The organism is Ralstonia flaminis (genome assembly GCF_958415495.1).
GTDB lineage: Bacteria > Pseudomonadota > Gammaproteobacteria > Burkholderiales > Burkholderiaceae > Ralstonia > Ralstonia flaminis.
This window is the reverse complement of record NZ_CATZLL010000002.1, coordinates 409,845-432,748: the sequence shown is the minus strand read 5'-3', so window position 1 is coordinate 432,748 and position 22,904 is coordinate 409,845. Positions and strand designations below refer to the sequence as shown.

26 protein-coding genes are annotated in these 22,904 nt (G+C 63.4%); 8 read left to right on the top strand and 18 right to left on the bottom strand.

Features of this window, described 5'->3' with window-relative positions:
* Positions 1 to 4: 4 nt before the first annotated feature.
* The 5 genes from R2N11_RS04605 to R2N11_RS04585 all read right to left on the bottom strand — a co-directional run bounded on the left by R2N11_RS04605 (position 5) and on the right by R2N11_RS04585 (position 4,488).
* Entirely contained in the window at positions 5 to 1,036 is a 1,032-nt protein-coding gene (locus tag R2N11_RS04605; RefSeq protein WP_316680311.1) for a branched-chain amino acid ABC transporter permease, read from the bottom strand.
* 44 nt (positions 1,037 to 1,080) lie between these two features.
* Positions 1,081 to 1,824, bottom strand: a complete 744-nt coding sequence (locus R2N11_RS04600) for an ABC transporter ATP-binding protein (RefSeq protein WP_233176831.1) — start codon at positions 1,822 to 1,824, stop codon at positions 1,081 to 1,083.
* Positions 1,817 to 2,623, bottom strand: coding sequence for an ABC transporter ATP-binding protein (locus R2N11_RS04595; protein WP_316680310.1), 807 nt, complete (start codon positions 2,621 to 2,623; stop codon positions 1,817 to 1,819). The genes R2N11_RS04600 and R2N11_RS04595 overlap by 8 nt, the downstream gene beginning before the upstream one ends.
* Positions 2,623 to 3,810: a substrate-binding domain-containing protein gene (locus tag R2N11_RS04590; protein ID WP_316680308.1), complete on the bottom strand. Its 1,188-nt coding sequence runs from the start codon at positions 3,808 to 3,810 to the stop codon at positions 2,623 to 2,625. The genes R2N11_RS04595 and R2N11_RS04590 overlap by 1 nt, the downstream gene beginning before the upstream one ends.
* Positions 3,811 to 3,882: 72 nt before the next feature.
* The gene (locus R2N11_RS04585; protein WP_233176832.1) at positions 3,883 to 4,488 is read right to left on the bottom strand and encodes a TetR/AcrR family transcriptional regulator; all 606 of its coding nucleotides are present in this window, start codon (positions 4,486 to 4,488) and stop codon (positions 3,883 to 3,885) included.
* Between the two features lie 156 nt (positions 4,489 to 4,644).
* On the opposite strand from R2N11_RS04585, the gene R2N11_RS04580 reads away from it, so the two are divergent.
* Positions 4,645 to 5,529 carry an alpha/beta fold hydrolase gene (locus R2N11_RS04580; RefSeq protein WP_316680307.1) on the top strand — a complete coding sequence of 295 codons (885 nt, stop codon included), beginning with the start codon at positions 4,645 to 4,647 and terminating at the stop codon, positions 5,527 to 5,529.
* A gap of 164 nt (positions 5,530 to 5,693) precedes the next feature.
* Here R2N11_RS04580 and R2N11_RS04575 read toward each other — a convergent pair whose 3' ends face one another.
* The 10 genes from R2N11_RS04575 to R2N11_RS04530 form a co-directional block, all read right to left on the bottom strand.
* Positions 5,694 to 6,086: a RidA family protein gene (locus R2N11_RS04575; protein WP_316680305.1), complete on the bottom strand. Its 393-nt coding sequence runs from the start codon at positions 6,084 to 6,086 to the stop codon at positions 5,694 to 5,696.
* Positions 6,087 to 6,099: 13 nt separating this feature from the next.
* Positions 6,100 to 6,522 carry an acyl-CoA thioesterase gene (locus R2N11_RS04570; protein WP_316680304.1) on the bottom strand — a complete coding sequence of 141 codons (423 nt, stop codon included), beginning with the start codon at positions 6,520 to 6,522 and terminating at the stop codon, positions 6,100 to 6,102.
* Between the two features lie 2 nt (positions 6,523 to 6,524).
* Positions 6,525 to 8,150, bottom strand: coding sequence for an AMP-binding protein (locus R2N11_RS04565; protein WP_316680303.1), 1,626 nt, complete (start codon positions 8,148 to 8,150; stop codon positions 6,525 to 6,527).
* 32 nt (positions 8,151 to 8,182) lie between these two features.
* The gene (locus tag R2N11_RS04560; protein WP_316680302.1) at positions 8,183 to 9,358 is read right to left on the bottom strand and encodes an acyl-CoA dehydrogenase family protein; all 1,176 of its coding nucleotides are present in this window, start codon (positions 9,356 to 9,358) and stop codon (positions 8,183 to 8,185) included.
* Position 9,359: 1 nt separating this feature from the next.
* Positions 9,360 to 10,211 carry an enoyl-CoA hydratase family protein gene (locus tag R2N11_RS04555; protein WP_316680301.1) on the bottom strand — a complete coding sequence of 284 codons (852 nt, stop codon included), beginning with the start codon at positions 10,209 to 10,211 and terminating at the stop codon, positions 9,360 to 9,362.
* Positions 10,208 to 10,804: a MarR family winged helix-turn-helix transcriptional regulator gene (locus R2N11_RS04550; RefSeq protein ID WP_199033317.1), complete on the bottom strand. Its 597-nt coding sequence runs from the start codon at positions 10,802 to 10,804 to the stop codon at positions 10,208 to 10,210. Before R2N11_RS04550 ends, R2N11_RS04555 begins: the two co-directional genes overlap by 4 nt.
* Positions 10,801 to 11,568 carry an SDR family NAD(P)-dependent oxidoreductase gene (locus tag R2N11_RS04545; protein WP_316680344.1) on the bottom strand — a complete coding sequence of 256 codons (768 nt, stop codon included), beginning with the start codon at positions 11,566 to 11,568 and terminating at the stop codon, positions 10,801 to 10,803. The genes R2N11_RS04550 and R2N11_RS04545 overlap by 4 nt, the downstream gene beginning before the upstream one ends.
* Before the next feature lie 16 nt (positions 11,569 to 11,584).
* Entirely contained in the window at positions 11,585 to 13,948 is a 2,364-nt protein-coding gene (locus R2N11_RS04540) for a bifunctional salicylyl-CoA 5-hydroxylase/oxidoreductase (RefSeq protein ID WP_316680300.1), read from the bottom strand.
* Positions 13,949 to 14,083: 135 nt separating this feature from the next.
* Complete coding sequence (locus R2N11_RS04535) at positions 14,084 to 14,899, bottom strand: dienelactone hydrolase family protein (RefSeq protein WP_316680299.1); 816 nt, start codon at positions 14,897 to 14,899, stop codon at positions 14,084 to 14,086.
* A 21-nt stretch (positions 14,900 to 14,920) separates the two neighbouring features.
* Positions 14,921 to 15,379 carry a tautomerase family protein gene (locus R2N11_RS04530; RefSeq protein ID WP_316680298.1) on the bottom strand — a complete coding sequence of 153 codons (459 nt, stop codon included), beginning with the start codon at positions 15,377 to 15,379 and terminating at the stop codon, positions 14,921 to 14,923.
* 97 nt (positions 15,380 to 15,476) lie between these two features.
* On the opposite strand from R2N11_RS04530, the gene R2N11_RS04525 reads away from it, so the two are divergent.
* Positions 15,477 to 16,448 carry a GlxA family transcriptional regulator gene (locus R2N11_RS04525; protein WP_316680343.1) on the top strand — a complete coding sequence of 324 codons (972 nt, stop codon included), beginning with the start codon at positions 15,477 to 15,479 and terminating at the stop codon, positions 16,446 to 16,448.
* Between the two features lie 107 nt (positions 16,449 to 16,555).
* Positions 16,556 to 17,251 carry a DUF2076 domain-containing protein gene (locus R2N11_RS04520; protein ID WP_316680297.1) on the top strand — a complete coding sequence of 232 codons (696 nt, stop codon included), beginning with the start codon at positions 16,556 to 16,558 and terminating at the stop codon, positions 17,249 to 17,251.
* A gap of 56 nt (positions 17,252 to 17,307) precedes the next feature.
* Here the strand turns inward: R2N11_RS04520 and R2N11_RS04515 are convergent, their stop codons facing one another.
* A complete protein-coding gene (locus R2N11_RS04515; protein WP_316680296.1) occupies positions 17,308 to 18,057 on the bottom strand; it encodes a hypothetical protein in 750 nt (249 codons plus the stop codon).
* A gap of 154 nt (positions 18,058 to 18,211) precedes the next feature.
* On the opposite strand from R2N11_RS04515, the gene R2N11_RS04510 reads away from it, so the two are divergent.
* A complete protein-coding gene (locus R2N11_RS04510) occupies positions 18,212 to 18,865 on the top strand; it encodes a glutathione S-transferase family protein (protein ID WP_316680295.1) in 654 nt (217 codons plus the stop codon).
* A gap of 51 nt (positions 18,866 to 18,916) precedes the next feature.
* On the opposite strand, the gene R2N11_RS04505 is transcribed toward R2N11_RS04510, so the two are convergent.
* Positions 18,917 to 19,564: a LysE family translocator gene (locus R2N11_RS04505; protein WP_199030833.1), complete on the bottom strand. Its 648-nt coding sequence runs from the start codon at positions 19,562 to 19,564 to the stop codon at positions 18,917 to 18,919.
* A gap of 103 nt (positions 19,565 to 19,667) precedes the next feature.
* On the opposite strand from R2N11_RS04505, the gene R2N11_RS04500 reads away from it, so the two are divergent.
* The 4 genes from R2N11_RS04500 (at position 19,668) to R2N11_RS04485 (ending at position 21,710) form a co-directional block, all read left to right on the top strand.
* On the top strand, positions 19,668 to 20,516 hold the full coding sequence (locus R2N11_RS04500) for a LysR substrate-binding domain-containing protein (RefSeq protein WP_316680294.1): 849 nt from the start codon (positions 19,668 to 19,670) through the stop codon (positions 20,514 to 20,516).
* Between the two features lie 10 nt (positions 20,517 to 20,526).
* Entirely contained in the window at positions 20,527 to 20,715 is a 189-nt protein-coding gene (locus tag R2N11_RS04495) for a hypothetical protein (RefSeq protein WP_316680293.1), read from the top strand.
* Positions 20,716 to 20,749: 34 nt separating this feature from the next.
* On the top strand, positions 20,750 to 21,178 hold the full coding sequence (locus tag R2N11_RS04490; RefSeq protein WP_316680292.1) for a hypothetical protein: 429 nt from the start codon (positions 20,750 to 20,752) through the stop codon (positions 21,176 to 21,178).
* A gap of 106 nt (positions 21,179 to 21,284) precedes the next feature.
* Positions 21,285 to 21,710 carry a lipocalin-like domain-containing protein gene (locus R2N11_RS04485; RefSeq protein ID WP_316680291.1) on the top strand — a complete coding sequence of 142 codons (426 nt, stop codon included), beginning with the start codon at positions 21,285 to 21,287 and terminating at the stop codon, positions 21,708 to 21,710.
* Positions 21,711 to 21,930: 220 nt separating this feature from the next.
* Here the strand turns inward: R2N11_RS04485 and R2N11_RS04480 are convergent, their stop codons facing one another.
* On the bottom strand, positions 21,931 to 22,854 hold the full coding sequence (locus tag R2N11_RS04480) for a recombination-associated protein RdgC (protein WP_199030831.1): 924 nt from the start codon (positions 22,852 to 22,854) through the stop codon (positions 21,931 to 21,933).
* Between the last annotated feature and the right edge of the window lie 50 nt (positions 22,855 to 22,904).

Here is a 22,904-nt window from a genome sequence, read left to right as displayed (position 1 = left end):
CTCCTCAACGCTTGGCCACCGGATACAGACCCTGCGGCCGCCACAGCAGGATCAGCATCATCAGCAGAATGTTCGAGAACAGCGCCACCTTCGGGAACAGGAACCCCGTGTAGTTGGCCATCAACCCCACCAGTACCGCGCCGATGAAGCAGCCGGTGGTTGACCCCAGCCCGCCGATGATGATGACGATGAAGATCAGCACATTGACCTGCGCGCCAATCGCCGCCGTGATGTTCTGCTGATACAGCCCCCACAGCACGCCGCCCAGCCCCGCCAGCGCCGCCCCCACCACAAACACGCCAATGAACAGCCTGCGGATGCGGTAACCGAGCGACTCCACCATCTCGCGGTTTTCCACCCCGGCGCGAATCAGCAGGCCGATGCGCGTACGGTTGAGCACCAGCAGCATCGCCACAAAGATCACCAGCCCCAGCACCACGGCGATCAGCCGGAATTTTTCAATGGCTGCATCGCCCAGCAGCACGGCACCACGGAAGGTGGCGGGCGCCTGCAGCGCAATCGTCTCCGGGCCCCAGATGGCCTTGATGAGCTGCTCGGCAACAATCATGCCGCCCATGGTGATGAGGATCTGCTTGAGATGCTGCCCATACACCGGGCGCACCACCACGCGCTCGAAGAACAGGCCGACCGCGCCAGCAGCCACCATGGCCGCCGCAATGGCCAGCGCAAACACGCCCAGGTTGAGCAGCAGGCTGTCAGCTTCTACCCACGTCTGCATGGGCAGCAGCACCGACGCCGCCACATACGCGCCCAGCGCAATGAATGCACCGTGTCCGAAGTTGAGTACATCCATCAGACCAAACACGAGCGTCAGGCCCGACGACACCACGAAGATGATCATGCCCATCGCCAGCCCCGCCACGGTGAGCGTGAGCCACGTCGACGTACTGCCGACCATCGGTAGCGCGGCCAACATGAGCAGTGGCGCAAGCACCAGCGGCATCCAGTCGAGCCTGACCTCGGGCAGGTTGGCTGGCGCAGCGGCAGTGCTCGGCAAGGCAGTGGAAGTCGTCATCGGTGTCGGCTCCGCAGAGCGCTGTGGTTCCATGGCAAGGCCGCTCATTGATGCGCCGCCAGTGATAGGCCAAGCAGCCGCTGCTGCAACGCCTCGTCTTCAGCCAATGCGGCCATGCGGCCGGCGTGCACGATCTTGCCGTTATCCATCACGGCCACCGTGTCGCCCACTGACTTCGCCATATGAAAGTTCTGTTCCACCAGCAGAATGGAAACGTCGGTCTGCTTCAATTCTCTGAACACGGCAATCATGTTCTGGATGATGGCCGGCGCCAGCCCCTTGGTGGGCTCGTCAACGATCAGCAGCTTGCGCGGTTCGATGATGGCGCGCGCCACCGACAGCATCTGCTTCTGCCCACCTGACAGCACGCCCGCGCGCTGGTGCCAGAAAATCTTGAGCGCCGGAAACATACGAAAGACCCAGTCGAGCCGTTGCTCGTCGACAGGGCCGCCGCGCGCGGCCAACCGCATGTTCTCGGCAACGGTCAGGTCGGCAAACACGCCCATGTTCTCCGGCACATACGCAATGCCAAGCTGGGCAATGGCCGGCGTGTGCCGCTTCGTGATGTCGACACCATCGAATTCAAGCTTGCCCGCGCTGGCCTGCCACAAACCCATGATGGTGCGCAGCGTGGTGGTCTTGCCCGCGCCGTTACGGCCCAGCAGCATCGTCACACCGCCGCGCGGCACCTCAAGGTCCACGCCATGCAGGATGTGATACGGCCCGATGTGGGTCTGCACGTCTGCCAGGCGCAGGATGGGCATGCCTTGGGTAACGGCCTCAACCATGGGCCACCTCCGGCGCAGCTTCCGTGACCACTTCAGCCGTGCCCAGATACGCCTGCTGCACGATGGGCGACGCAATTACCTCGGCTGGATCGCCATCGGCCATCAGCGTGCCGTTGTGCAGCACGATGATGCGGTCTGCCAATGAGCGCACCACATCCATCTTGTGTTCCACCAGCAGCACGGTCTTGCTCGTGTCCTGCTTGATCTCATGGATCAGGTCGAGAATCACCGGCACCTCGTCCACGCTCATCCCCGCAGTCGGCTCATCGAACATGAAGATGCGCGGTTTGAGCGCGAGCAGGATGGCCACCTCCAGCTTGCGTTGATCCCCATGCGACAGCGATGCCACCGGCTGATTGCGTTTGTCGGTCAATGCCACGCGCTCAAGGCAGGCCAGCGCTTCTTCGCGGATGGCGCGATGGCTGCTCCATACCGAGAAGAGGTCCAGCCCGCGATGCTGGTGCGCCTGGACGGCCAGCCGAACGTTCTCCAACACCGGCAGGTTCGGGAACAGGCTCGTGAGCTGGAATGCGCGGCCGATACCGCGGCGCGTCTTGGCCGATACCGGCATGCGCGTCACGTCTTCACCGTTGAGCAGAATCTGCCCCGCCGTGGGCGGCAGCTGACCCGAGATCAGATTGAAGTACGTCGTCTTGCCCGCGCCATTGGGGCCGACGATGCACGTCAGCTCGCCCGGCCGGAACGCGCAAGACACCGCGTTGACGGCCACATGGCCGCCAAAGCGGATCGTCAGTCCGCGCGTCTCCAGCGCGGGCGTGGGGTTGGCATGCGCGCGCATCAGCGACGATTGCGGATCGGCACGTTCATCTCTTCGGGCTTGATCTCCCGCACCAGCTCCGGCACCCCCCAGGCAAACGCCGGGTCCACCTTGATCTTGAAGTGGTACATCGACTGCATGGCCTGGTGGTCCTCCTTGCGGAAGGTCATCTTGCCCTTGGGCGTATCGAACGACATGCCCTCCATGGTGGAGATCAGCTTTTCGGTGTTGGTGTCACCACCCGTTTTCTTCAGCGCCTCCACCAATGCAATGCCGGCCGCCATGCCACCTGCCGTAAAGAAGTCGGGCGGCGTCTTGAACTTGGCGTAGTGCGTTGACACCAGCCATTCGTTGATCTTGTTCTTGGGAATGCCGAAGTAGTAGTACGTTGCACCCTCCATGCCCGGCAGGTTCTTGTAGGCCGTCATGGCGGGCAGGATGTTGCCGCCGCTGGCGATCTCGATGCCATAGCGCTTCGGGTCCAGGTCGGCAATCTTGAACGGGTTGCCCGCGCCGGCCCAGATGATGAAGATGATCTTGCGGCCCGGCTTGTCCTTGAGTGAATCGAACAAGCGCTGCGCGCCAGCGGTGAAGTCGGTGGTGTTGGTCGGCAGGTATTCCTCATGCACAACCTTGGCGTTCTTGAGGGCGCCCTTGAAGGCCTTCACGCCATCGCGGCCGAAGGCGTAATCCTGTGCCAGCGTGGCGATCTGCACGCCCGGCTTGTCCAATGCCACCGCGTTGGCAATCGCATCCTGCGAAGAGTTGCGGCCCGTGCGAAAGATGTAGCGGTTCCACTTGTCGCCGGTGATCGAATCGGCCACTGCCGGCTCCACCAGCAGGATCTTCTTGTACTCTTCCGCCACCGGCAGCATGGCCAGCGCCGTGCCGGAAGACGTGGGGCCGACGGCAATATCGGCGCGATCGTCACTGTACGCGGCGGCCAACTGGGCCTTGGCTACGTCGGGCTTGCCCTGGGTGTCTTTCTCGATCACCACCAGCTTGTTGCCGTTCACCGTCATCGTGCCGCCGGTGGCGTACTCCAAGCCCATCATCAACCCGGTTTGTGTCTGTTTGGCGTAGGCCTCCAGCGCGCCGGTCTTGTCATAGACGTGGGCGATCTTGATGTCTTTGGCCAGTGCGCCAGCTGCTGCCAGCAGGCCGACTGCGAGTGCCAGTACACGGATGGCCGTGCGGTTGCGTTGCATCGTTGTCTCCTTCCTTGAGTGGTTCGGCCCCGCTGCATTCTGGGTGGCGGTGGCCGTTTTTCGTCTATGTCGTCATCGCGCCACGAGCCCGTGCGTGATCAAGTCGTGCGCGGCCTCGACCACCTTGTCCATCGATGCGGGCTTCTCCCACAACGCGTATTGCATGCCGAGAAAATTGCTGATGCCGATCAGGCACCAAGCACGGACCTCCGAGTCGCCCGGCGCAAGCTCGCCCTGCGCCACGGCGTCGTCAAGGCGATGCTTGTACAGATCGGCAAACACCTGGAAGTAGCCGCGGTAAATGCTCTCATCCACCGAGTACGAATCCAGCACGATGCGGTACAGGTTCTTATGACGAGAGACGAATGACAGAAACGCCTTCAGGCCCAGCTGTTCCGCTTCCATCTGTGATGTGGCCGCAGCGACATGCTTGCGCAGGTGAGTGCGCACCAGTTGCAGCATGTGCGCCACCAGCGCACGAAACACGTCCTCCTTGTCCTTGAAGTACAGGTAGAACGTGCCCATGGCGACGTCGGCCTCCTGCGTGATCTCGGAGATCGATGCCGTGTAGTAGCCCTTCTCGCCAAACACCTTCTCGGACGCGCGCAGCAACGCCTCGCGCGTCTTTTGACCTCGCGCGGTCTTGGGCTGCGTTACGTCACCTTCTACTTGGGACATCCCTACCTCGCTGCACGGGCACGGCATCGAAATTGCGCCCGCAAAACATGATGACTGATTCATGTTTCATGATATAAACGCCTGAATCCGGATGTCAATAGATGACTTTCCTGTACGCCAACGCCGAACTCCGTCCGTCTTCTCAAGGAACTGCCGGTGAATGTTCTGCCTCCGGTGCTCGCTTACGGCACCCCGCCTGCCTTCGTAGAACACGCCGCTCGTGCAGGCCTGCCCGGCTGGCGCGAAGCCGGTAGCGGACAGCCGGTGCTACTGCTGCATGGGTGGTCCGTATCGGGCGAGGCGTTTGACGGGCAGCGTGCGCTGGCAACGCAGGGCTATCGCGTCATTGCGCCGGACCATGCGGGCCACGGCTTGTCTGCAGCCTTACGGCCATCTGACGCAACCATTGCCGGGCTTGCGATGGATGTGGCGGCATTGATACGCCATCTTGCACTCGACGAAGTGGTCGTAGTCGGCTGGTCGATGGGAGCGATGGTTGCGTGGGAGTTGATGCGCAGCCAATCCGATCTGCCCATCGCCATGGTCGGCAGCATCGACATGACACCAAGGCTTATCACCAGCCCGGATTGGCCACACGGACTACACAGCCGCTATGACATGGCACAGGCCAGGCAGATGACCGCCCGGATCCAGCAACGCTGGGACAGTTTGCTCGCACCTGTGGCCGCAGGCCTATGGGCGAAAGGAGCACAGCCGAATCCCGAGCAGTCACGCTCGGTGATGCGCATGATGCGCCAGTGTGCGCCGCACACCCTCGCTGCGCTCTGGGAAGATATGGCCAGACAGGACTTCCGCGCGGTGTTGCAAGCGGCGCGCTGGCCACTGTTCCACGTGTACGGGCAATGCAGTCGCCTCTACGCGTCATCCGTATCGCACGCCACACAGGCACTGCATCCCGCAGCGCGGTTGACGACGATTTCCGGTGCGGGCCACGCACCGCACCTGGAACATCCGGATCAGACCAATGCTGCGCTGCTGCAGATGCTGCACTCTATCAACGACAAGGCCGCCTCAGCCTAGTCGATCACGCACCGTGCGGCCAAGTCGCTTGGAGCGAACCCGCACAAGAGCGGCAGGAAGGTCTCCGCCGACTGCCGAGGCGTGGTCATAGGCCTCCCACGCATTTGCCATATGTTCGAATCGCTCCGTACGAAGCAACGGGAGTCGCCCGGCGTGCGTCAAGCCTAGTCCGGCACCACGGCTGTGACCTCAATCTCGACCTTGGCCCGGACCTCCACCAGTGCCGATACCTCCACCGCGGTCATGGCAATGCTGAAGCTGCCGATCAGCTCGCGGAAAGCCTTGCCGATTTCCGGGTACGCAGCCACGTAAGCCTTTTTGTCGGTCACGTACCAGGTCATGCGCACGATGTGCTCGGGCTTGGCGTTGCCCGCAGCAAGCACTTCGACGATGTTCTGCAGCGCCTGGCGTACCTGTCCGGCAAGGTCATCCGTGTGGAACACGCCCTGCGCATCCCAACCGATCATGCCGGCCACGAAGACCATGCGCCCGCTTGCGGACACGCCATTGGCATAACCTTTCGGACGCGGCCAGCCGGGGGGGAGGAGCACTTCCATGATGCGATTCCTTCTAGTTCTGTTGTTGAACGCTCGCCTCGATTGCCTGCCGCACATCCGGCGGCACCGCAATGGCGCGATGCGTATTGAGATCGGTAAACACCAGTACCTGCTGTGAGCGCACGCGCTGTTCATCGCCCGCCCAGCAATCGAGCGACAGCGACAGCGATTTGCCGCCCAGCCGGTCCAGCTTCAGCTTGAACTGCACGTCGTCGCCCATGCGGCTGATGGCGCTGAACTCGCAGTGCAGCTTGACGATAGGCAGGCCGACACGGCGCGGGCCCAGCATGTTGGCATACGAGACGCCCAGGCCATCGGTAAACCAGTCTTCGACCAGCCCGTTGAACAGCACGAGGTATTGTGGAAAGTACAGGATGCCGGCCGGGTCGCAGTGGCCAAAGCGGATGCGCGTGCCGCGCTCGAAGTGATACGTCATGGCTAATTGCTTAACTTGTCATCCTGGCGCAGTCGGTAGCGCAGCAGCTTGCCGACTTCACTGCGCGGCAGCGCCGAGCGGAACTCGATGGCGCGCGGGTACTTGTACGGCGCCACCGTCTGCTTCACAAAATCCTGCAGCGTCTTGACCATCTCCGGCCCCGGTTCGTGGCCCGGGTGCAGCACCACGAAGGCCTTGACGATCTGGCCGCGCTCCTCGTCCGGCACGCCAATCACACCGCATTCAGCCACGGCCGGATGCTGCATCAGCGCATCTTCCACTTCCGGCGACGCGATGTTGTAGCCCGACGAGATGATCATGTCGTCGGTACGCGAGTGATAGTGGAAGTAGCCTTCCTCGTCCATCACGTAGGCGTCACCGGTCAGGTTCCAGCCGTTGCGCACGTAAGCGCGCTGGCGGTCGTCCGCCAGGTAGCGGCAGCCGGTCGGACCTTGCACAGCGAGGCGGCCAACCGTGCCCGGCGGCACGGGGTTGCCTGCGTCGTCCACCACGCGCGCGACGTAGCCGGGAACGGCCTTGCCGGTCGCGCCGGGGCGCACGTCCGCATCAGCGGCGGAAATGAAGATGTGCAGCATCTCCGTCGCGCCAATGCCGTCGATCAGCTCGATGCCGGTGGCCTGCTTCCACAGCGTGCGCGTCGCCACGGGCAGTGCCTCGCCGGCCGATACGCAACGGCGCAGTGGCGTGGCGCGCAACTCATCCCCACGCGCGGCGATGTTGCGGTACGTGGTGGGCGCAGTAAACAGCACGGTCGCGCCAAAGGTGCGGATGCCGTCCACCAGATCGTTCGGCGATGCCTTCTCCAGCAGCACTGTCGACGCGCCCACGCTCATCGGAAACAACAGCAGGCCGCCCAGCCCGAACGTAAAGGCCATCGGCGGGCTGCCGATGAAGATGTCGTCAGCGCGCGGCTGCAACATATGCGGCGGCCAGCACGCGCAGATGGCCATGATGTCGCGGTGAAAATGCATCGTAGCCTTCGGCACACCGGTCGTGCCGGAGGTGAATGCAAGCAGGCAGGTGTCGTCCGCAGCCGTGTCGACGTTGGTGAAGGTGGCCGGCTGGCGCGCCATAGCGGCTTCCAGACCTTCTGACGTGTCATCGTGAAAACAGCGCACCCGGACCGGCTTGGCAGCCTGCGCCACCGCATCACGCAACGCATCGATCAGTCGCGCATCGCACAACGCAAAGCCGATCTCGCCCTTGCCCAGAATCTGCCCAAGCTCCTTGGCACGCAGCAGCGGCATGGTCGTCACCGCAATCGCGCCTACCTTCATCACCGCAAACCAGCACGCCGCCAGCATCGGGCTGTTGGGCGAGCGCAGCAGCACGCGGTTGCCCGGCACCACGCCCATCTCGTGCACCAGCACATTGGCGATGCGGTTGGCGTGCGCCTGCAAATCCGCATACGTCCAGCGGATGCCGCCGGGTGCCTGAATGCAGAGACGGCCGCCTTCGCCAGCAGGGACACGGTTGTCGAGCAGTTCGGTCGCGCAATTGAGCTGCGCCGGAAACCGCAATGCCGGTAGGTCGAAGCGATACACCGGTTGCAGCTCCGCCGGCGGCAGTCGGTCACGGGCGAAGGTGTCGATATGGGCGCTGGGCATGGAGAACTCTCCGTCTCTGGCTTGGGGCGGTATCAGTGCGCTGCAGGTTTGGCCGCGCGCAGCAGTTCGCGCGCGATGATGAGTTGCTGCACTTCGGTCGCACCTTCGTAGATGCGCAGCGCGCGAATCTCGCGGTACAGGCGTTCGACCGGCTGCTCGCTCACCACGCCCAGGCCACCCCACATCTGCACGGCGGCGTCAATCACCTGCTGCGCGTTTTCGGTGGCGGTCATCTTGGCCATCGCAGCTTCGCGCGTGACGTTGCGTCCCTGATCGCGCTGCCATGCGGCGCGATAGGTCAGCAGTGCAGCGCTGTCGATGGCGGTAGCCATCTGTGCGAGCTTGGCCTGCGTGAGCTGGAAGTCGGCCAGCACGCCGCTGAACATCTTGCGGGTGGTGGCGCGCGTCAGCGCTTCATCGAGTGCGCGGCGTGCAAAGCCCAGCGCCGCCGCCGCCACCGACGTGCGGAACACGTCCAGCGTGCGCATCGCCACCTTGAAGCCCTCGCCCGCCGCGCCCACGCGCTGGCTGGCCGGAATGCGGCAGTTGGTAAAGCGCAGGCGTGCAAGCGGGTGCGGCGCAATCACGTCGATACGCTCGGCAATCTCGAAGCCCGGTGTACCGGCCTCGACGATGAACGCACTGATGCCGCGCGAACCCGGCGCTTCGCCCGTGCGCGCAAACACCACGTAGAAGTCCGCAATGCCGCCGTTGGAGATCCACGTCTTCTCGCCATCGAGCACGTAGTCGGTGCCGTCTTCGCGCGCGGCGCAGGCCATGGCGGCCACGTCGGAGCCGGCGTCGGGCTCCGACAGCGCGAAGGCGGAGATCGCCTCACCACGCGCCACCTTCGTCAGATAGCGCTCACGCTGCTCCGGCGTGCCATGCAGCGAGATGGCGCCGGAGCCCAGCCCCTGCATCGCAAAGGCAAAGTCAGCCAGGCCCGAATGCCGTGCCAGCGTTTCACGGATCAGGCAGATGGCGCGCGTATCGATGGTTTCGCCTGCCCCGCCGTGCGCCGTGTCGCCCACGGCGTGGCGCAGCCAGCCGCCTTGGCCGAGCAGCTTCACCAGCGCGCGGCATTCAGCATCCACATCGGGGCCGTGGTCGTGCGGGATGTGCTTCGTGGCCCAGGCATCCAGCTCGACTTCAAGCTGGCGGTGCTTGTCGTCAAAAAAGGGCCACTGCAGATAGTCTTTGTCGCTCATGTCAGTTGCCCTCGAATACCGGTTTTTGCTTGGCGACAAACGCGTGGTACGCACGCGAGAAGTCTTCCGTCAGCATGCAGATGGCCTGCGCCTGGGCCTCGGCCTCAATCGCCTGCTCGATCGTCATGGTCCATTCCTGGTGCAGCATCGTCTTGGTGATGCCGTTGGCGAAGGTCGGGCCGGCGGCCAAATCCGCCGCCAGTGCTTGCGCTTGCGCCAGCACTTCTGCCGGTTCGCACAGGCGATTGAAGAAGCCCCAACGCTCGCCCTCTTCGCCGCTCATCGAGCGACCGGTATAGAGCAACTCGCTTGCGCGGCCCTGGCCGATGATGCGCGGCAGGATGGCGCAGGCGCCCATGTCGCAACCTGCCAGGCCGACACGGCTGAAGAGGAACGCCGTTTTGCTGCGCACGGTGCCGAGGCGCAGATCGGAGGCCATCGCCAGGATGGCGCCCGCGCCCGCACACACACCGTCAATCGCGGCAACGATCGGCTGCGGGCACGCGCGCATCGTCTTCACCAGCTCGCCCGTCATGCGCGTGAACATCAGCAGCTCGGGTGCTTTCAGCTGCACCAGCGGGCCAATGATCTCGTGCACATCGCCGCCGGAGCAGAAGTTGTCGCCCGCGCCGGCCAGTACGATGGCCTTGACGTCATCCGCCCATTTGAACTGGTGGAACAGGTCGCGCAGCTCGGCATACGAATCAAACGTGAGCGGATTCTTGCGCTCAGGCCGGTTGAGCGTGACGGTGGCGACGCCGCCTTGCACGCTCCACAGGAAGTGCTTCGCTTGATAGCCCGCGAGTGGGCGGCGGTTGCCGGCCAAGAGAGCCGGGTCAATTCGGTCGGTCATGGTTTGGTTGTGTTCGTTTGAGGTTGATCATCGCGGGCGCCCAGCTCTGCCTCGCGCGCGGCCAGATGCATGCGCAGCCTGCCGAGTTGCGCATACAGCGCGTCCTTGTTGGCCAGCCCCAGGCCGTCGAACATTTCGATCAGCCAGCGTTCGTGTTCGGCGGCCATCTCGGCAAAGTTCCGGCGCCCGGCTTCGGTAAGTGACACGCGGAAGGACCGGCGGTCATCCGGATCGGGCTCGCGCTTGACCAGACCCTCCTTCTCCAACTGGTCGGTCAAGCCGGTGACGTTGCCACCCGTCACCATCAGGTAGCGCGACAACACGTTCATGCGCATGCCTTCCGGATAGCGGTCAAGCTGGGCCAGATAGTCGAAGCGCGGCAGCGTGGTGTTGAAGCGCGTGCGCAGGCGCTGGCGGATCTGCTGTTCGATCTGCGTGCTGCACGCCAAGAGGCGCAGCCAGATCTTCACGTCCATGTGGTCGTCCACCTGCGCACGGGCCTCCAGGCCGATGTGCTCGTCGCCCAAGGCCTGCACGACCTTGTGGTAGCCGGAGGTACGGGTGGCGAGTGCGGTCTTGCGGGGCTTGCTCACATCACCTCCCCACCGGAGACCGAGATGGCCTGCCCCGTGATCGACGATGCGCCTTCCGAGCACAGCCACACCACCGCGTTGGCCACTTCATCCGGGGTAATCAGCCGGCCTTGCGGGTTGCCCTTCACCAACTCGGCGCGCGCTTCCTCGGCGCTGCGGCCAGTGCGCGCGACGATGCGATCGATGCTCTCACGCACGATGTCCGTTTCGGTATAGCCAGGGCACACGGCGTTGACGGTAACGCCGCGCGCCGCCAGCTCCAGCGCCAGCGAGCGCGTGAGGCCAATCACGCCATGCTTGGCCGCCACATAGGCCGACACATACGCATAGCCGCGCTGCCCCGCCGTGCTGGCAATGTTGACGATGCGACCACGGCCACTGGCCTGTACATCCGCCAGCGCCGCTTGCGTGCAGAGGAACGTGCCCGTCAGGTTGACGGCCAACATGCGCTGCCACTGGTCAAGCGTGGTCTTCGCAAACGAGGCGCTCTCTGCCTGCCCCGCGTTGTTGACGAGGATGGAGATAGGGCCAAGCCCAGCGCGTGCGGATTCGAACGCAGCCGACACATTCGCCGCAACCGTCACGTCGCACGTGACGACCTGCGCGCGTGCACTGTCCGGCAGCGTCTTGGCCGTTGCCTCCAGCACAGCCGCGTTACGGCCCATCAGCGTGAGCGTGGCGCCTTGCTCGGCCAGTTGCGCGGCAATCGCAGCGCCAATCCCCCGGCCGGCTCCGGTGACGACGGCATGGTGTCCTGCCAGCATCGCAGATGTCGTCACGTCAAACCCCCTGCATGCGGTTGGCCTGCTCCAGCGGCGAGAGCCCCGCTGCCTGCGCCGCCATCGCGCGCTCACGTTCGAGATTGCGTTCGAGTTGCAGCTTGCCCGCGCGGTACTGCTTGGGCCAGGGCATGTCGAGGTAGCCGATGCGCGCGGCTTCGTTCAGCGTCCAGGCCGGGTTGGCCAGATGCGGGCGCGCCACAGCGCACAGGTCCGCACGGCCGGCGGCGATGATGCTGTTGACGTGGTCCGCCTCGGAGATCGCGCCCACGGCAATCGTGGCGATGCCCGCCTCGTTGCGCACGCGGTCGGCAAACGGCGTCTGGAACATGCGGCCGAACACCGGCTGCTCCTTCTTGCTGACCTGGCCCGACGAGCAGTCGATCATGTCGGCGCCCGCTGCCTTGAAGATGCGCGCAATCGCCACCGCATCGTCCGGCGTGATGCCGCCTTCCACCCAGTCGTGCGCAGAGATCCGCACCGACATCGGCTTGGTGCTCGGCCACACCTCGCGCACTGCGTGGAAGACTTCCAGCGGAAAGCGCAGGCGGTTTTCCAGCGAGCCGCCATATTCGTCATTGCGCTGGTTTGTCAGCGGCGAGATGAACGACGACAGCAGATACCCGTGCGCGCAGTGCAGCTCCAGCCAATCGAAGCCGGCCTCAGCCGCCAGGCGTGCCGAGTGGACGAAGTCGTCACGCACGCGGTCCATGTCGTCGCGCGTCATGGCATGCGACCACTGGCTCACGCCATCCAGATACTGCTGTGGGGATGCGGAGATGAGCGGCCAGTTGTGGCCGTCTTCCAGCGGCAGGTCGATACCGTCCCACGCCGCGCGGGTCGAGCCCTTGGCGCCTGCGTGGCCGATCTGGATGCCGAGCTTCGCATCGCTGTTGGCATGCACGAACTGGACGATGCGCGCCCAGCCGTCGCGGTGTTCGGTGTTCCACAAACCCGGGCAGCCCGGGGTGATGCGCGCGTCGGGCGACACGCAGGTCATCTCGGCCATCACCAACCCGGCGCCACCCATGGCGCGTGCGCCCAGGTGTACGAGGTGGTAGTCGGCGGGCTGGCCGTCTTCGCACGAGTACTGCGCCATGGGCGACACCACCACGCGGTTCTTGAGCGTGACACCGCGCACGGTAAAGGGCGTGAACATCGGCGGCACCGGGCCATGCTCGGGGGCGCGCGGTGCACCGGCCTGCTCGGCAATCCAGTCTTCGAATGATTCGAGATAGGCCTTGTCGCGCTGGCGCAGGTTTTCGTGGCTGATGCGCTGGCTGCGCGTGAGCAGCGAATACGCAAACTGCTCGGTCGGCAGGCTGGCGTAGCGCGACACGTTTTCAAACCACTCGGTCGAATTGCGCGCCGCGTTCTGAATGCGCAGCACTTCCACGCTGCGCACGGCTTCGTAATGTTCAAGTGCACTTTTCAGATCGCCCGGATGCTGGCCGATGCTGCGTGCAAGTTCAATCGAATCTTCCAACGCCAGCTTGGTGCCCGAGCCGATCGAGAAGTGCGCCGTATGCGCCGCGTCGCCCATCAGCACGACGGGCGTGTTGTTCTCGTTGATGTGCACCCAGTGCCCGCACACCACGCGCGGAAAGCGAATCCACTGCGCCGAGCCCCGCAGGTGCGTGGCGTTGGAGATCAACTTGTTGCCATCGAGGTACTTTGCGAACAGGCGCTCGCAGTAGGCGATGGCGTCTTCCTTCTCCATCGTCTCAAGCCCGGCCTTGCGCCACACCTCTTCTGGCGCCTCGACGATGAAGGTGGAGGTCTCGTCGTCAAAGCGGTACGCATGCGCCTGAAACCAGCCGTGCTCGGTCTCTTCAAACGCAAAGGTGAACGCCTCGAACAGCTTGTGCGTGCCGAGCCAGACAAAGCGGCAGCGGCGCGTGTCGATATCGGGTTGATATGTGGCGGCGTACTTGGTGCGGATGCGGCTGTTCAGGCCGTCGCTGGCGATGATGAGGTCGGCATCGGCATAAGCAGTGTCGTCTTGCACGTCCGTTTCAAAGACGAGCTTGACGCCCTCTTCCTCGCAGCGCGCCTGCAGGATGTTCAGCAGGCGCTTGCGGCCGATGCCGCAGAAGCCGTGGCCGCCCGAGCGCACCACCTGGCCGCGGATGTGGACTTCAATGTCGTCCCAATGGTTGAAGGCGTCGAGGATCTGCGCGGCGCTCTTGGCGTCGGCCCGCTGCAGGTTGCCCAGCGTCTGATCCGAGAAGACCACGCCCCAGCCGAAGGTGTCATACGGCCGGTTGCGCTCCACAACGGTGATGTCGTGTGACGGGTCCTGCAACTTCATCAGCAGGGCAAAGTACAGGCCAGCTGGCCCACCACCAATACAGACGATCTTCATGACAACGGCTCCGCGTTCGATGCGGTATTACATTAGTCATGAATAGTTTAGTTGTAAAGTAATTTGCGACGGCGACGCCCCTGGGTTTACACCAAACAGGCGCCTCCTGGTGCACACCGGAATGTGAGCCCCCACTCAGGCAAGGCGCTGCCGGAAGAACGCCAGAATCTCATCGCGGGCGGCTGCGGTAGGCTCCCCCGCTGCGTCGATCAGGTGCGCGGTGACCACGCTGTGCGGACACGGCACATGCTGGGCAAAGAACGGTGGTGGGTTCGGGTGCGCAGCGCTGTCGGGCAGCACCCGCGCCACGAAGCGATCACCCAGCGCTTCGGCATACGCGGTAAAGCGCTGGGCGCGACAGAAGCGATCGCCCTCAAACCGGTAGGCCAGCACGGTCAGGTCTTCACGTTCCAACCGCTGGCGCACGGCGGCGGCATCCTCCGGGGCAATCTCGATCCCGCCCGGCTCGTTCAACGGCAAAGACGGCTGGCACAACACCGGCGCCAACAGAGCCGGTTCCAGCATCATCGTCAGCGCAAAATTGCCGGTGAAGCACATGCCGATGGCGCCCACGCCAGGGCCGCCGCACTCTGCATGCACCAGCCGCGCCAGCGCGCGCAGCCATTGCGTGACGGGGCTAGACTGGTTGGCCGCAAACGCGCGGAACTGCGCGCTCACGCACGCGTGCCGGAAAACTTCGGCGCCGGCATCCGCCTCGGGCACCGCGCCGTCACGCCCGAATAGCGACGGCATATAGACCGTCAGGCCCGCATCGCGCACCCAGCGCGCAAACCGCGCCACGTGCGGGCTGATGCCAGGCATCTCGGCCATGACGATCACGGCAGGCCCCGTGCCGGCCACATACACCGTCTTGACCACGCCATCGAGCGTGATCTGACGGCGTGCGAAGTCTTCAAGACGATCATCTTCCTGCGGGTGACGGCTTGTCATTGCGTGGGCTCCTGGCGGTGGTCAAGCGTTGGTAGCAAGGTGCTGAAGGTGCGTATAACCGGATGCCGATGCAAAGTCGGGCAGTGTCCACAGCGCACCGTTGACACCCCAAGTGCCGTCTGCCACGTCGTACAGCATTACGGAGGTGATGACGCGTCGCCCCGCATCAGCAGGCAAGGCTTGCGCGAACGCGTCATGCATCAGCCGCACGAACAGCGCCCGCGCATCGGCATCGAGCACACCGGCCGGCACGAAGACGATCGCCATGCACGGCACGATCTGCGCAGGCAGGTCCATACCGCCGCAAGTCCACATTGCCGCGGCCACTTCTTCGATCACGACCCAAGTCGAGAAACGCCTGCGTGGGTCGTCGGGAATCTGCTCTGCCTGCGCGGCGGCTTCATTGATGCGACGGGCAAGCGATGCGCGTGCGGTGCGATCAAAGGTATCTGCGGGAATCTTGACGAGGATGTTCGGCATGCGGGCAACCTTGCGTGTGGTGGGCATGCCTGCATTGAACGCGAGCGGCCGCTACACTTGGAGTGTCGATTTCGACATCTTTCAGGCAATTTTTGTCATGGCGGATTTCACCATCCTCGTACTCTCGGGCGCGTATGCCACCAGCGTGGCGGCCACACTGGACGTTCTGCAGGCAGCGTCAACACTCGCGCCGCGCGTGAAGGCGGCACGCCCGACATGGCGTGTACTGTCAGCAGACGCGCCCAGTGTGCGGCTGAGCAGCGGCATGCAGATCGACGCGGCAGCCTTGCCCAAACGGCCCCGGCCCGATAGCAGCACGTGGGTCGTGCCTGGGCTCGGCATCGACGACGCGGGTGCCCTGGCCGCACGCCTGGCGCGTGACGATGCGCAGCGGGCGGCACGCACCCTGGCCGCACATGCGGCAGCAGGCGGCCAGGTGGCGGCATCGTGTTCTGCCGTGTTTCTGCTGCAGGCGGCAGGACTGCTGCCGGCGCGCCGTGTAACCACCTCTTGGTGGCTCGCCGCCACACTGCAGCAGTTGGAACCCGCATGCACGGTCGATGCGAATCGCATGGTCTGCGCCGATGGCCCCGTCAGCACCGCCGGCGCCGCCTTTGCCCAGACCGACTTGATGCTGCACCTGCTGCGCACACGCTTTGGCGTGGCGCTGGCCGATGCCGTGGGACGCGTGCTGCTGATCGATGGCCGCCACGCCCAGGCGCCATTTGTGGTGCCCGCCATGCTGGCCAATGGCAACGCGCTGATTGCGCGGCTGGTGGCGCGCGTTGAAGCCGCCTTGCCCAACCCACCCAGCGTGCAGGCGCTGGCCGATGAATTTGCCATGTCGCAACGCACGCTGTCGCGGCACGTGCAGGAAGCCACCGGCAGAAGCACCCTCGCCCTGATACAAAGCGTGCGCCTGAACCGCGCCCGCATGCTGATCGAATCCAGCCGCATGACCATCGACAGCGTGGCCGAAGCCGTGGGCTACGAAGACGCCACCGCCCTGCGGCGCCTGATGCGCAAGGTAACGGGCGCCAATCCGAGCCAGTACCGGCCAGCAGCGTAGGGCGACGTTACAGGCCGTTACACAAGAACCGGCCCCGCTTTAATGTTCGCTTAAGACTTGGCCCCTAACTTGAACACGTCGCATCCACCCAGATAGGAACAAGCGCCATGTCCCCGCAAGAACTGCAAGCCCTGGAAAACTTCCTGGCCCAACTAACGCAAGCGCGCGCGCGGGCCAAGGACCCGCAGGCCGAAGCCCGCATTCTGGAAGCCGCCGCCCGCCAGCCGGACGCCGCTTACCTGCTCGTGCAGCGCGCCATGCTGCTCGACCAGGCGCTGGCATCGGCCCAGACGCAGATCACCACCCTGCAAAACCAGTTGCAGGCAGCGCAAGCCGGCCGCAGTGCGTCGTTCATGGATTCGGCCAACAACTGGGGCAGCCACGCCAACAGCGCCGCGCCCAACCCGGGGTTCGCTCCCCAACAGGTGGCCCCCATGCAGATGCCGCCTCAGGCCCAACCAGTACAACAGGCCCCGGTGCAACCCGTACGTTCGGGCTTCTTGAGCGGCGGCCTGGGCAGCACGCTCGGCAGCGTGGCCACCACGGCAGCCGGCGTGGCAGGCGGCGCGCTCCTATTCCAGGGCATTGAGAACCTGTTCCACCACAACAGTGGCGGCGGAGGCGGCTTCTTTGGTCAGCAGCCGTTGATGGGCGGCACCACAGAAACGGTGATCAACAATTACTACGACGGTGACAGCGGCAACAGCAACAACACGGCCTCGCGTGATGACAGCCTTGGGCTGGTCGACGATAGCGACCTGGGTGGCGGTGATTATTCGGATGATGATTCGTTGTTGAGCTGATCGAGCGGAAGAACTGTCGGGGTATTGGTCCAATCCCTCCGCACCGCACCCACAGACTAGTGCCCCGGCCGATACCCCTCCAGGCTGAGCAGCAACCCCTTCAACGCATCTTTGAAGCTATGGCCGGCCTTCATCAGTTCGGCCAGGCTTTTCACGCACTCGGCGCGTTTGGCACCGGGCGGGTGGTCGCCAGACCAGCCTGCGTTGAAGATGCCTGTAGCAACACCGTTGTTGGCGACGCTGCAGATATCGTCCCAGCTGACTCCGGCTTGCTTAAGAAGGTAGGCGGCGCCCAGGTCCGCAATGATTTCCGTACGCGGTCCATCCAGCGGATTCTTGGGGCCATAGCCAAGGTCCGACGCCAGCTTTTCACTGAACGCATGGCCCAGTTCGTGCGCCAGGGCGAACTTGATAGCGTTGTCGCCAAGCTGGAGCAAGCGGCTGTTCACGTCGATGACCACGTCAGTCACGTTGTTGTGCTCGTAGGTACCAAGCGTGGAGTTGGGCACGGCGTTGCCGATCCCGTTGTCCAGCCTGACCGCCCCGGTCACGGGGAAGCCGCCGATCGCGGTGAATGCGCCGCCGTTGTAGAAGTCCCGCTTGATGATGGCAACAAGGTTGCCTCCAATGACAGAAGCCTGTGTGATGTCCATGGTCGATACGTTCCCGAGGTTGTTTGGATGGTCGGCAACGTCGGTCTGAACGACGCATGTGCCACTGAACGCAGTGGTTACATTCACGCGTCCGTCGTGATCGTTGCCGTGAAGAGAAAGTAGATGCGCGCGCGGCGTGAAACCATGTGCCAATCAGCACAGCCACCGTTACGGGACGGGTACCTCGGGCCAATAGACAGCCTCTTGAATCAAACAGAAAGGGCCTGCAAGCTCCCCAAACCGGGAACGCATCGAATCGTCAGCAATGCACTCGTCGCAAGTGAAACAAGGCAAGGAGAGCACGCCAATGACCCCCATCATCACTGCCTTTGAACGGTCGCCCGATGGCGGCAAGGGACTGGCGCGTGACACGCGCGTTCGCTGGGCGCTCGAAGAAGTGGGCCAACCCTATGAGGTTCGCCTTGTCTCGTTCCATGCGATGAAGGCGCCCGCACATCTGAGCCTTCAGCCGTTCGGCCAGATTCCCACGTATGAGGAAGACGATCTCGTCTTGTTCGAGACAGGCGCGATCATTCTCCATATCGCCGAGCGCCATGCGGGTCTACTGCCGAACGATGGCAATGCGCGGGCGCGGGCAATCACGTGGATGTTTGCCGCGCTCAACACCGTGGAGCCGCCGATCCTCGAACTCTCCACCGCCAAGTTTCAGGAGGGCGACAAGCCCTGGGCCCAGGAGCGCCTGCCGTTGATCATGGATCGCATCCGCCATCGGCTAGACCAGCTTTCTGCCCGGCTGGGCGATGCGGACTGGCTCGATGGTGCGTTCAGCGCGGGCGATCTGCTGATGGTGTCGGTGCTGCTCAGGCTACGGCCGTCGGGCTTGCTGGATGCATTTCCGAAGCTGGTTGCCTATGTCGCCCGTGGTGAAGCGCGGCCTGCTTACCAGCAGGCTTTCGCGGCGCAGTTGGCGGTGTTCACCGGCAAGTCATCGGCTGGTTGATAGAAGCCTGTTCTGGGCTCCAGCCACGCTGCACCTGCTGCTGCGCGGCACTCAATACACGCCCGCCAGCCTAAACGCATCGATGCACATATGTGCGCCCAGCACCCCCAGGACAGCGCCCATCGCCCAGCGTTGCGCCAGCAGGAGCCCGGGGCGACGGGATAGCAGTGTCGCCATGCTGCCGGAGCAGATTGCCACCAAGCCATTGACGGTGGCGAACGCGACGATCAATGACGAGCCAAGCGCGAGCGATTGTTTAAGAACGCTGCCGTGCTGATAGTCGATGAACTGCGGCAAGAGCGACAGAAATATCATCGCGAGCTTGGGGTTCAACAGGCTTGTGGTTGCGCCCATCACCAGCAGCCTGCGCGGCTGTTCACGCGGCAGATCGCGCACCTCCAGAGGAGAGCGGCCACCCGGCCGCACTGCCTGCCACGCCAGATAGAACAGATAGGCCGCGCCCACCGCACCCAGAACGCTGCCGGCATAGGGCACGCTCAGGAAGAATGCCGTGATGCCGAACGCCGCCCCGAACATATAGAAGAGGTAGCCGAGCATGACGCCCGCCAGCGAGATCAACCCTGCCGTGCGTCCTTGCGCGATCGAGCGCGACATCACGTAGACCATGTTCGGCCCCGGTGTCACGGCAAGCATGCCGCCAACTGCCAGAAATCCGTAAATCGACCCCGCACCCTGCATGTTCGTGGGCTCCTTCAAGTGCTTGTTGGTCGTAGTATCGGATTCGCGTTTGCCCCAGTAAAACGAATTAAACTGAACCGATTCCTCAGGTTTTCTGACGAACATGAAGAAGCTCGACCTGGATGTACTTGAGATGGTGGTGGCCGTTGCCGAGACAGGATCGTTTGTGCGTGGGGCAGAATCCGTGCATCGGTCGCCATCGGCAGTGAGCATGCAGATCAAGGGGCTGGAAGAAGCGCTGGGCAAGCCGCTCTTCGTGCGAAGCACCCGCAGCGTGGCGATTACCGCAGAAGGCAAAACGCTGTTGGACTATGGCCGCCGCATGCTCGCGATGCGCGATGAGGCGTGGGCGTCGGTTGTCCGCCCGGAGATCAAGGGCCGGGTCACGATCGGTGTTCCGGATGACTACGCCTCATCGTTGCTGCCGCAGGTTCTGAGCAAGTTTGCGGTTGCGCACCCGCGTGTCGAAATCCGGGTCATCGGGCTGCCTAGCAGTGCGCTCGCCCCCTTGCTCAAGGACAACACGCTGGATCTGGCCTGCATGACGAAAACGAAAGGCATTGCTGGTGAATTCGTCCGGTACGAGCCGATGGTGTGGGCCGGGTCACCTGCAAGAAGGGTGTGGCAGGAGCGCCCGCTTCCGATCGCTGTGTTTGCGCAAGGCAGTACTGCGCGCGCCTACGCCATCAGCGCGCTGCAGCGAGAGAACATCAAGTACCGGATGTCTTACGAAAGCCCCAGCCTGCTAGGCCTGATTAGCATGGTTGAAGCCGGGCTTGCCATCGCACCGCTTGCCAGATGCAGCGTGCCGACGCACCTTGTTCAGCTATCGCAGAATGAAGGGCTGCCGTCGCTGGATGATCTGGAGGTTGTCCTCGCCCGCAGCGCTCGGTCCGGACGGCCGCCCTGTGATTTTCTTGCTGAGCAGATTTTGGCGGAGTTGCGGGGTTGAAGGCGCTGAGATGACGGTTGACTGGACGGAAGTGAGCAGAGTCGCGCATCAGGTTGAAACTGACCATGGGCGCAACGGCTATCGATTTGCAGAGCGGCTTGCGATTGAAGCCAAGGAAGCGTCCCGCCTTGACGACCACGATTTCTGGGAAGCAGACGCGGCGGCGCTTCGTCCACGCGAAGGAATGCCCGACAGGTAACCTACAGTCCTACGGGCGGCGATGAAGTGCTTTGATGGGAGCGATGATGGTCAAGACAAGCGTCACATTCGCCATGATGGCCTCTGCCCTTCTGGCCTCGCTGAGCGGTAACGTGCTTGGAGCCCCGGAGGAAACCTTCGCCGAACGACGTCAACGAGCCGAACTGGTAGAAGCGCAATCATCAGTACGAAGCTATCTTGACGACAAAATGTTCCCAGCAGTCGGGCCTGCAATTGCAACGGCGATGCATGATTGCCTGAAGCCAAAAGGCGCGAGCATGAAGCGATTCACAATACTCGCGGACCTTTCCAAAGATGGGCATTTCACTCGCGTTGCCTATGAGCCCAAGACGAACACTGCAACATGCTTTGCTGCTGCAATGGCAGCATTTCATGCACCCCCACCGCCTACGCAGGATGGCAACCCACTTCCAATTGTCATCGACATGAAGGTTGCTCCATAGAGGGAGAATCCACGGCTGAGGTATCCCAAAGTGACCACATGAAGATCGATGTTCCACCTCGTTTTGACAGGCGGGTGCATCCATTCACACGACTACAGGACGGCATATGTCTGAACTCAACACACAGCTCCACGGCAGTTGGCGGTTGGTCTCCTTCGAGACTGAGCTTCAGGATTCCAAGGAGCGCACGCAACCGTGGGGCGCCGACCCCAACGGTTACCTTATCTTCGGCGCCGATGGACGAATGATGGTGCTCGTCACCGCGGGGGCGCGGGAGCCTGGACATACAGAGGAGAAACAGGTGGCACTGTTCCGTACGGTGATGGCCTATACGGGACGGTATCGGATCGATGGAGATCGGTTCATCACCAAGATTGATGCCTCTTGGAATGAAGCCTGGAACGGCACTGAGCAGGAACGGTTCTTCAAGCTTGACGGAGACACGCTCGACGTCAGCACAGCTTGGATGCCGAATCCGTTGGTTGCCGGAAATCCAGTAGGAAGGGGCATTCTTCGTTTCAGACGAGAGTAGTCCACCTACGCTCGGTACGTAACGCGATGATCATTCTGGAAGCCAAATGGAAATGGCCACCCTTGAATGACCGCACGACGGTGGGCTGTTGGTCTGCTTGAGGACAACAGGCGTCGCTCGATTCCCTCAAAGCAGAAGGGCCGGCACCGCATGGCGCCAGTCCTTGTCTTTGCTGCAAATGCGCCGGTGCGACGGCTTGAACGCCGCAATCCGACGAACTTCAGGCTGCCGCAGCCTGACGCACCGCATCTTGCGGATCGCCGCCCAGGATATCGACGAGATCGGTCAGCATCCGCGCCAGTTCACCCGTCATCAGCGCGACATCCGAGTCGAAGCGTTCGTCGTCGTTTTGCGCCGTGGGGTCTGCCGCCTCCTTGATCACGTCGAGCGGCGTGACACGTTTGATCGTGAGCGACGGCGTCAGCAGAAAGGAGACGCGGTCATCCCAGGTCATGGCGAGGCGCATGCATTGTTTGCCAGCCTCGATGTGTCGCCGCATGTCGTCGGCCTCCAGCGCGTGGCCGACGTATCGCACCGTGGCGCCGCCTTCACCGGTTGAGCGCAGCTCGGCGTCCTGGTCTACGGTGAATCCGCCCGGGGCCTCGCCGGATAGCAACCACTCCGTCATTGCTGCAACGGGTGAGTGCGCCACGTGCACGTTGGTGAGCGGCAACTGGTCGATCGATTTCACGAGCAGACCACGAACCTCGTCGGCAACCGTCTGCGAAGCGGCATCGATGACGAGCCAGCCGTTGACCGGGTCGATCCACACGCGGGTATCGCGCCGGATGCTGAACGCGCGCGGCAGCAATTCGTCAGTCACCTGCTCCTTGAGTTCGCGCAGTTGCTTGCGCCCGGGCTTGAAGCCCTGCTGCTCTTCGATTTCAAGCGCGCGAGCCTTGGTCACCTGATTGACGACCGACGCCGGGAGCAGCTTCTTCTCAGCGCGAAACACTAGCAGCATCTGCCGGTTGATCGAGTACACGAGCGCGCCGTCGTCGCGGGGCGATGCCCATCCGAAGCTCTGCTTCTCGACGCTGTTGCCCGGTTGAAACGCGTGGGGCGCCAGCCATTGTTCAAGCTGATCAGGGGAAACGGCCCAAGGCGCCGGAAGACGATGAAGCTGAAGATTCTTGAACCACATGGCAGGGAGTACGGGCAAAGTGCGCGATTTTAAATGACGCAGCGCTTCCC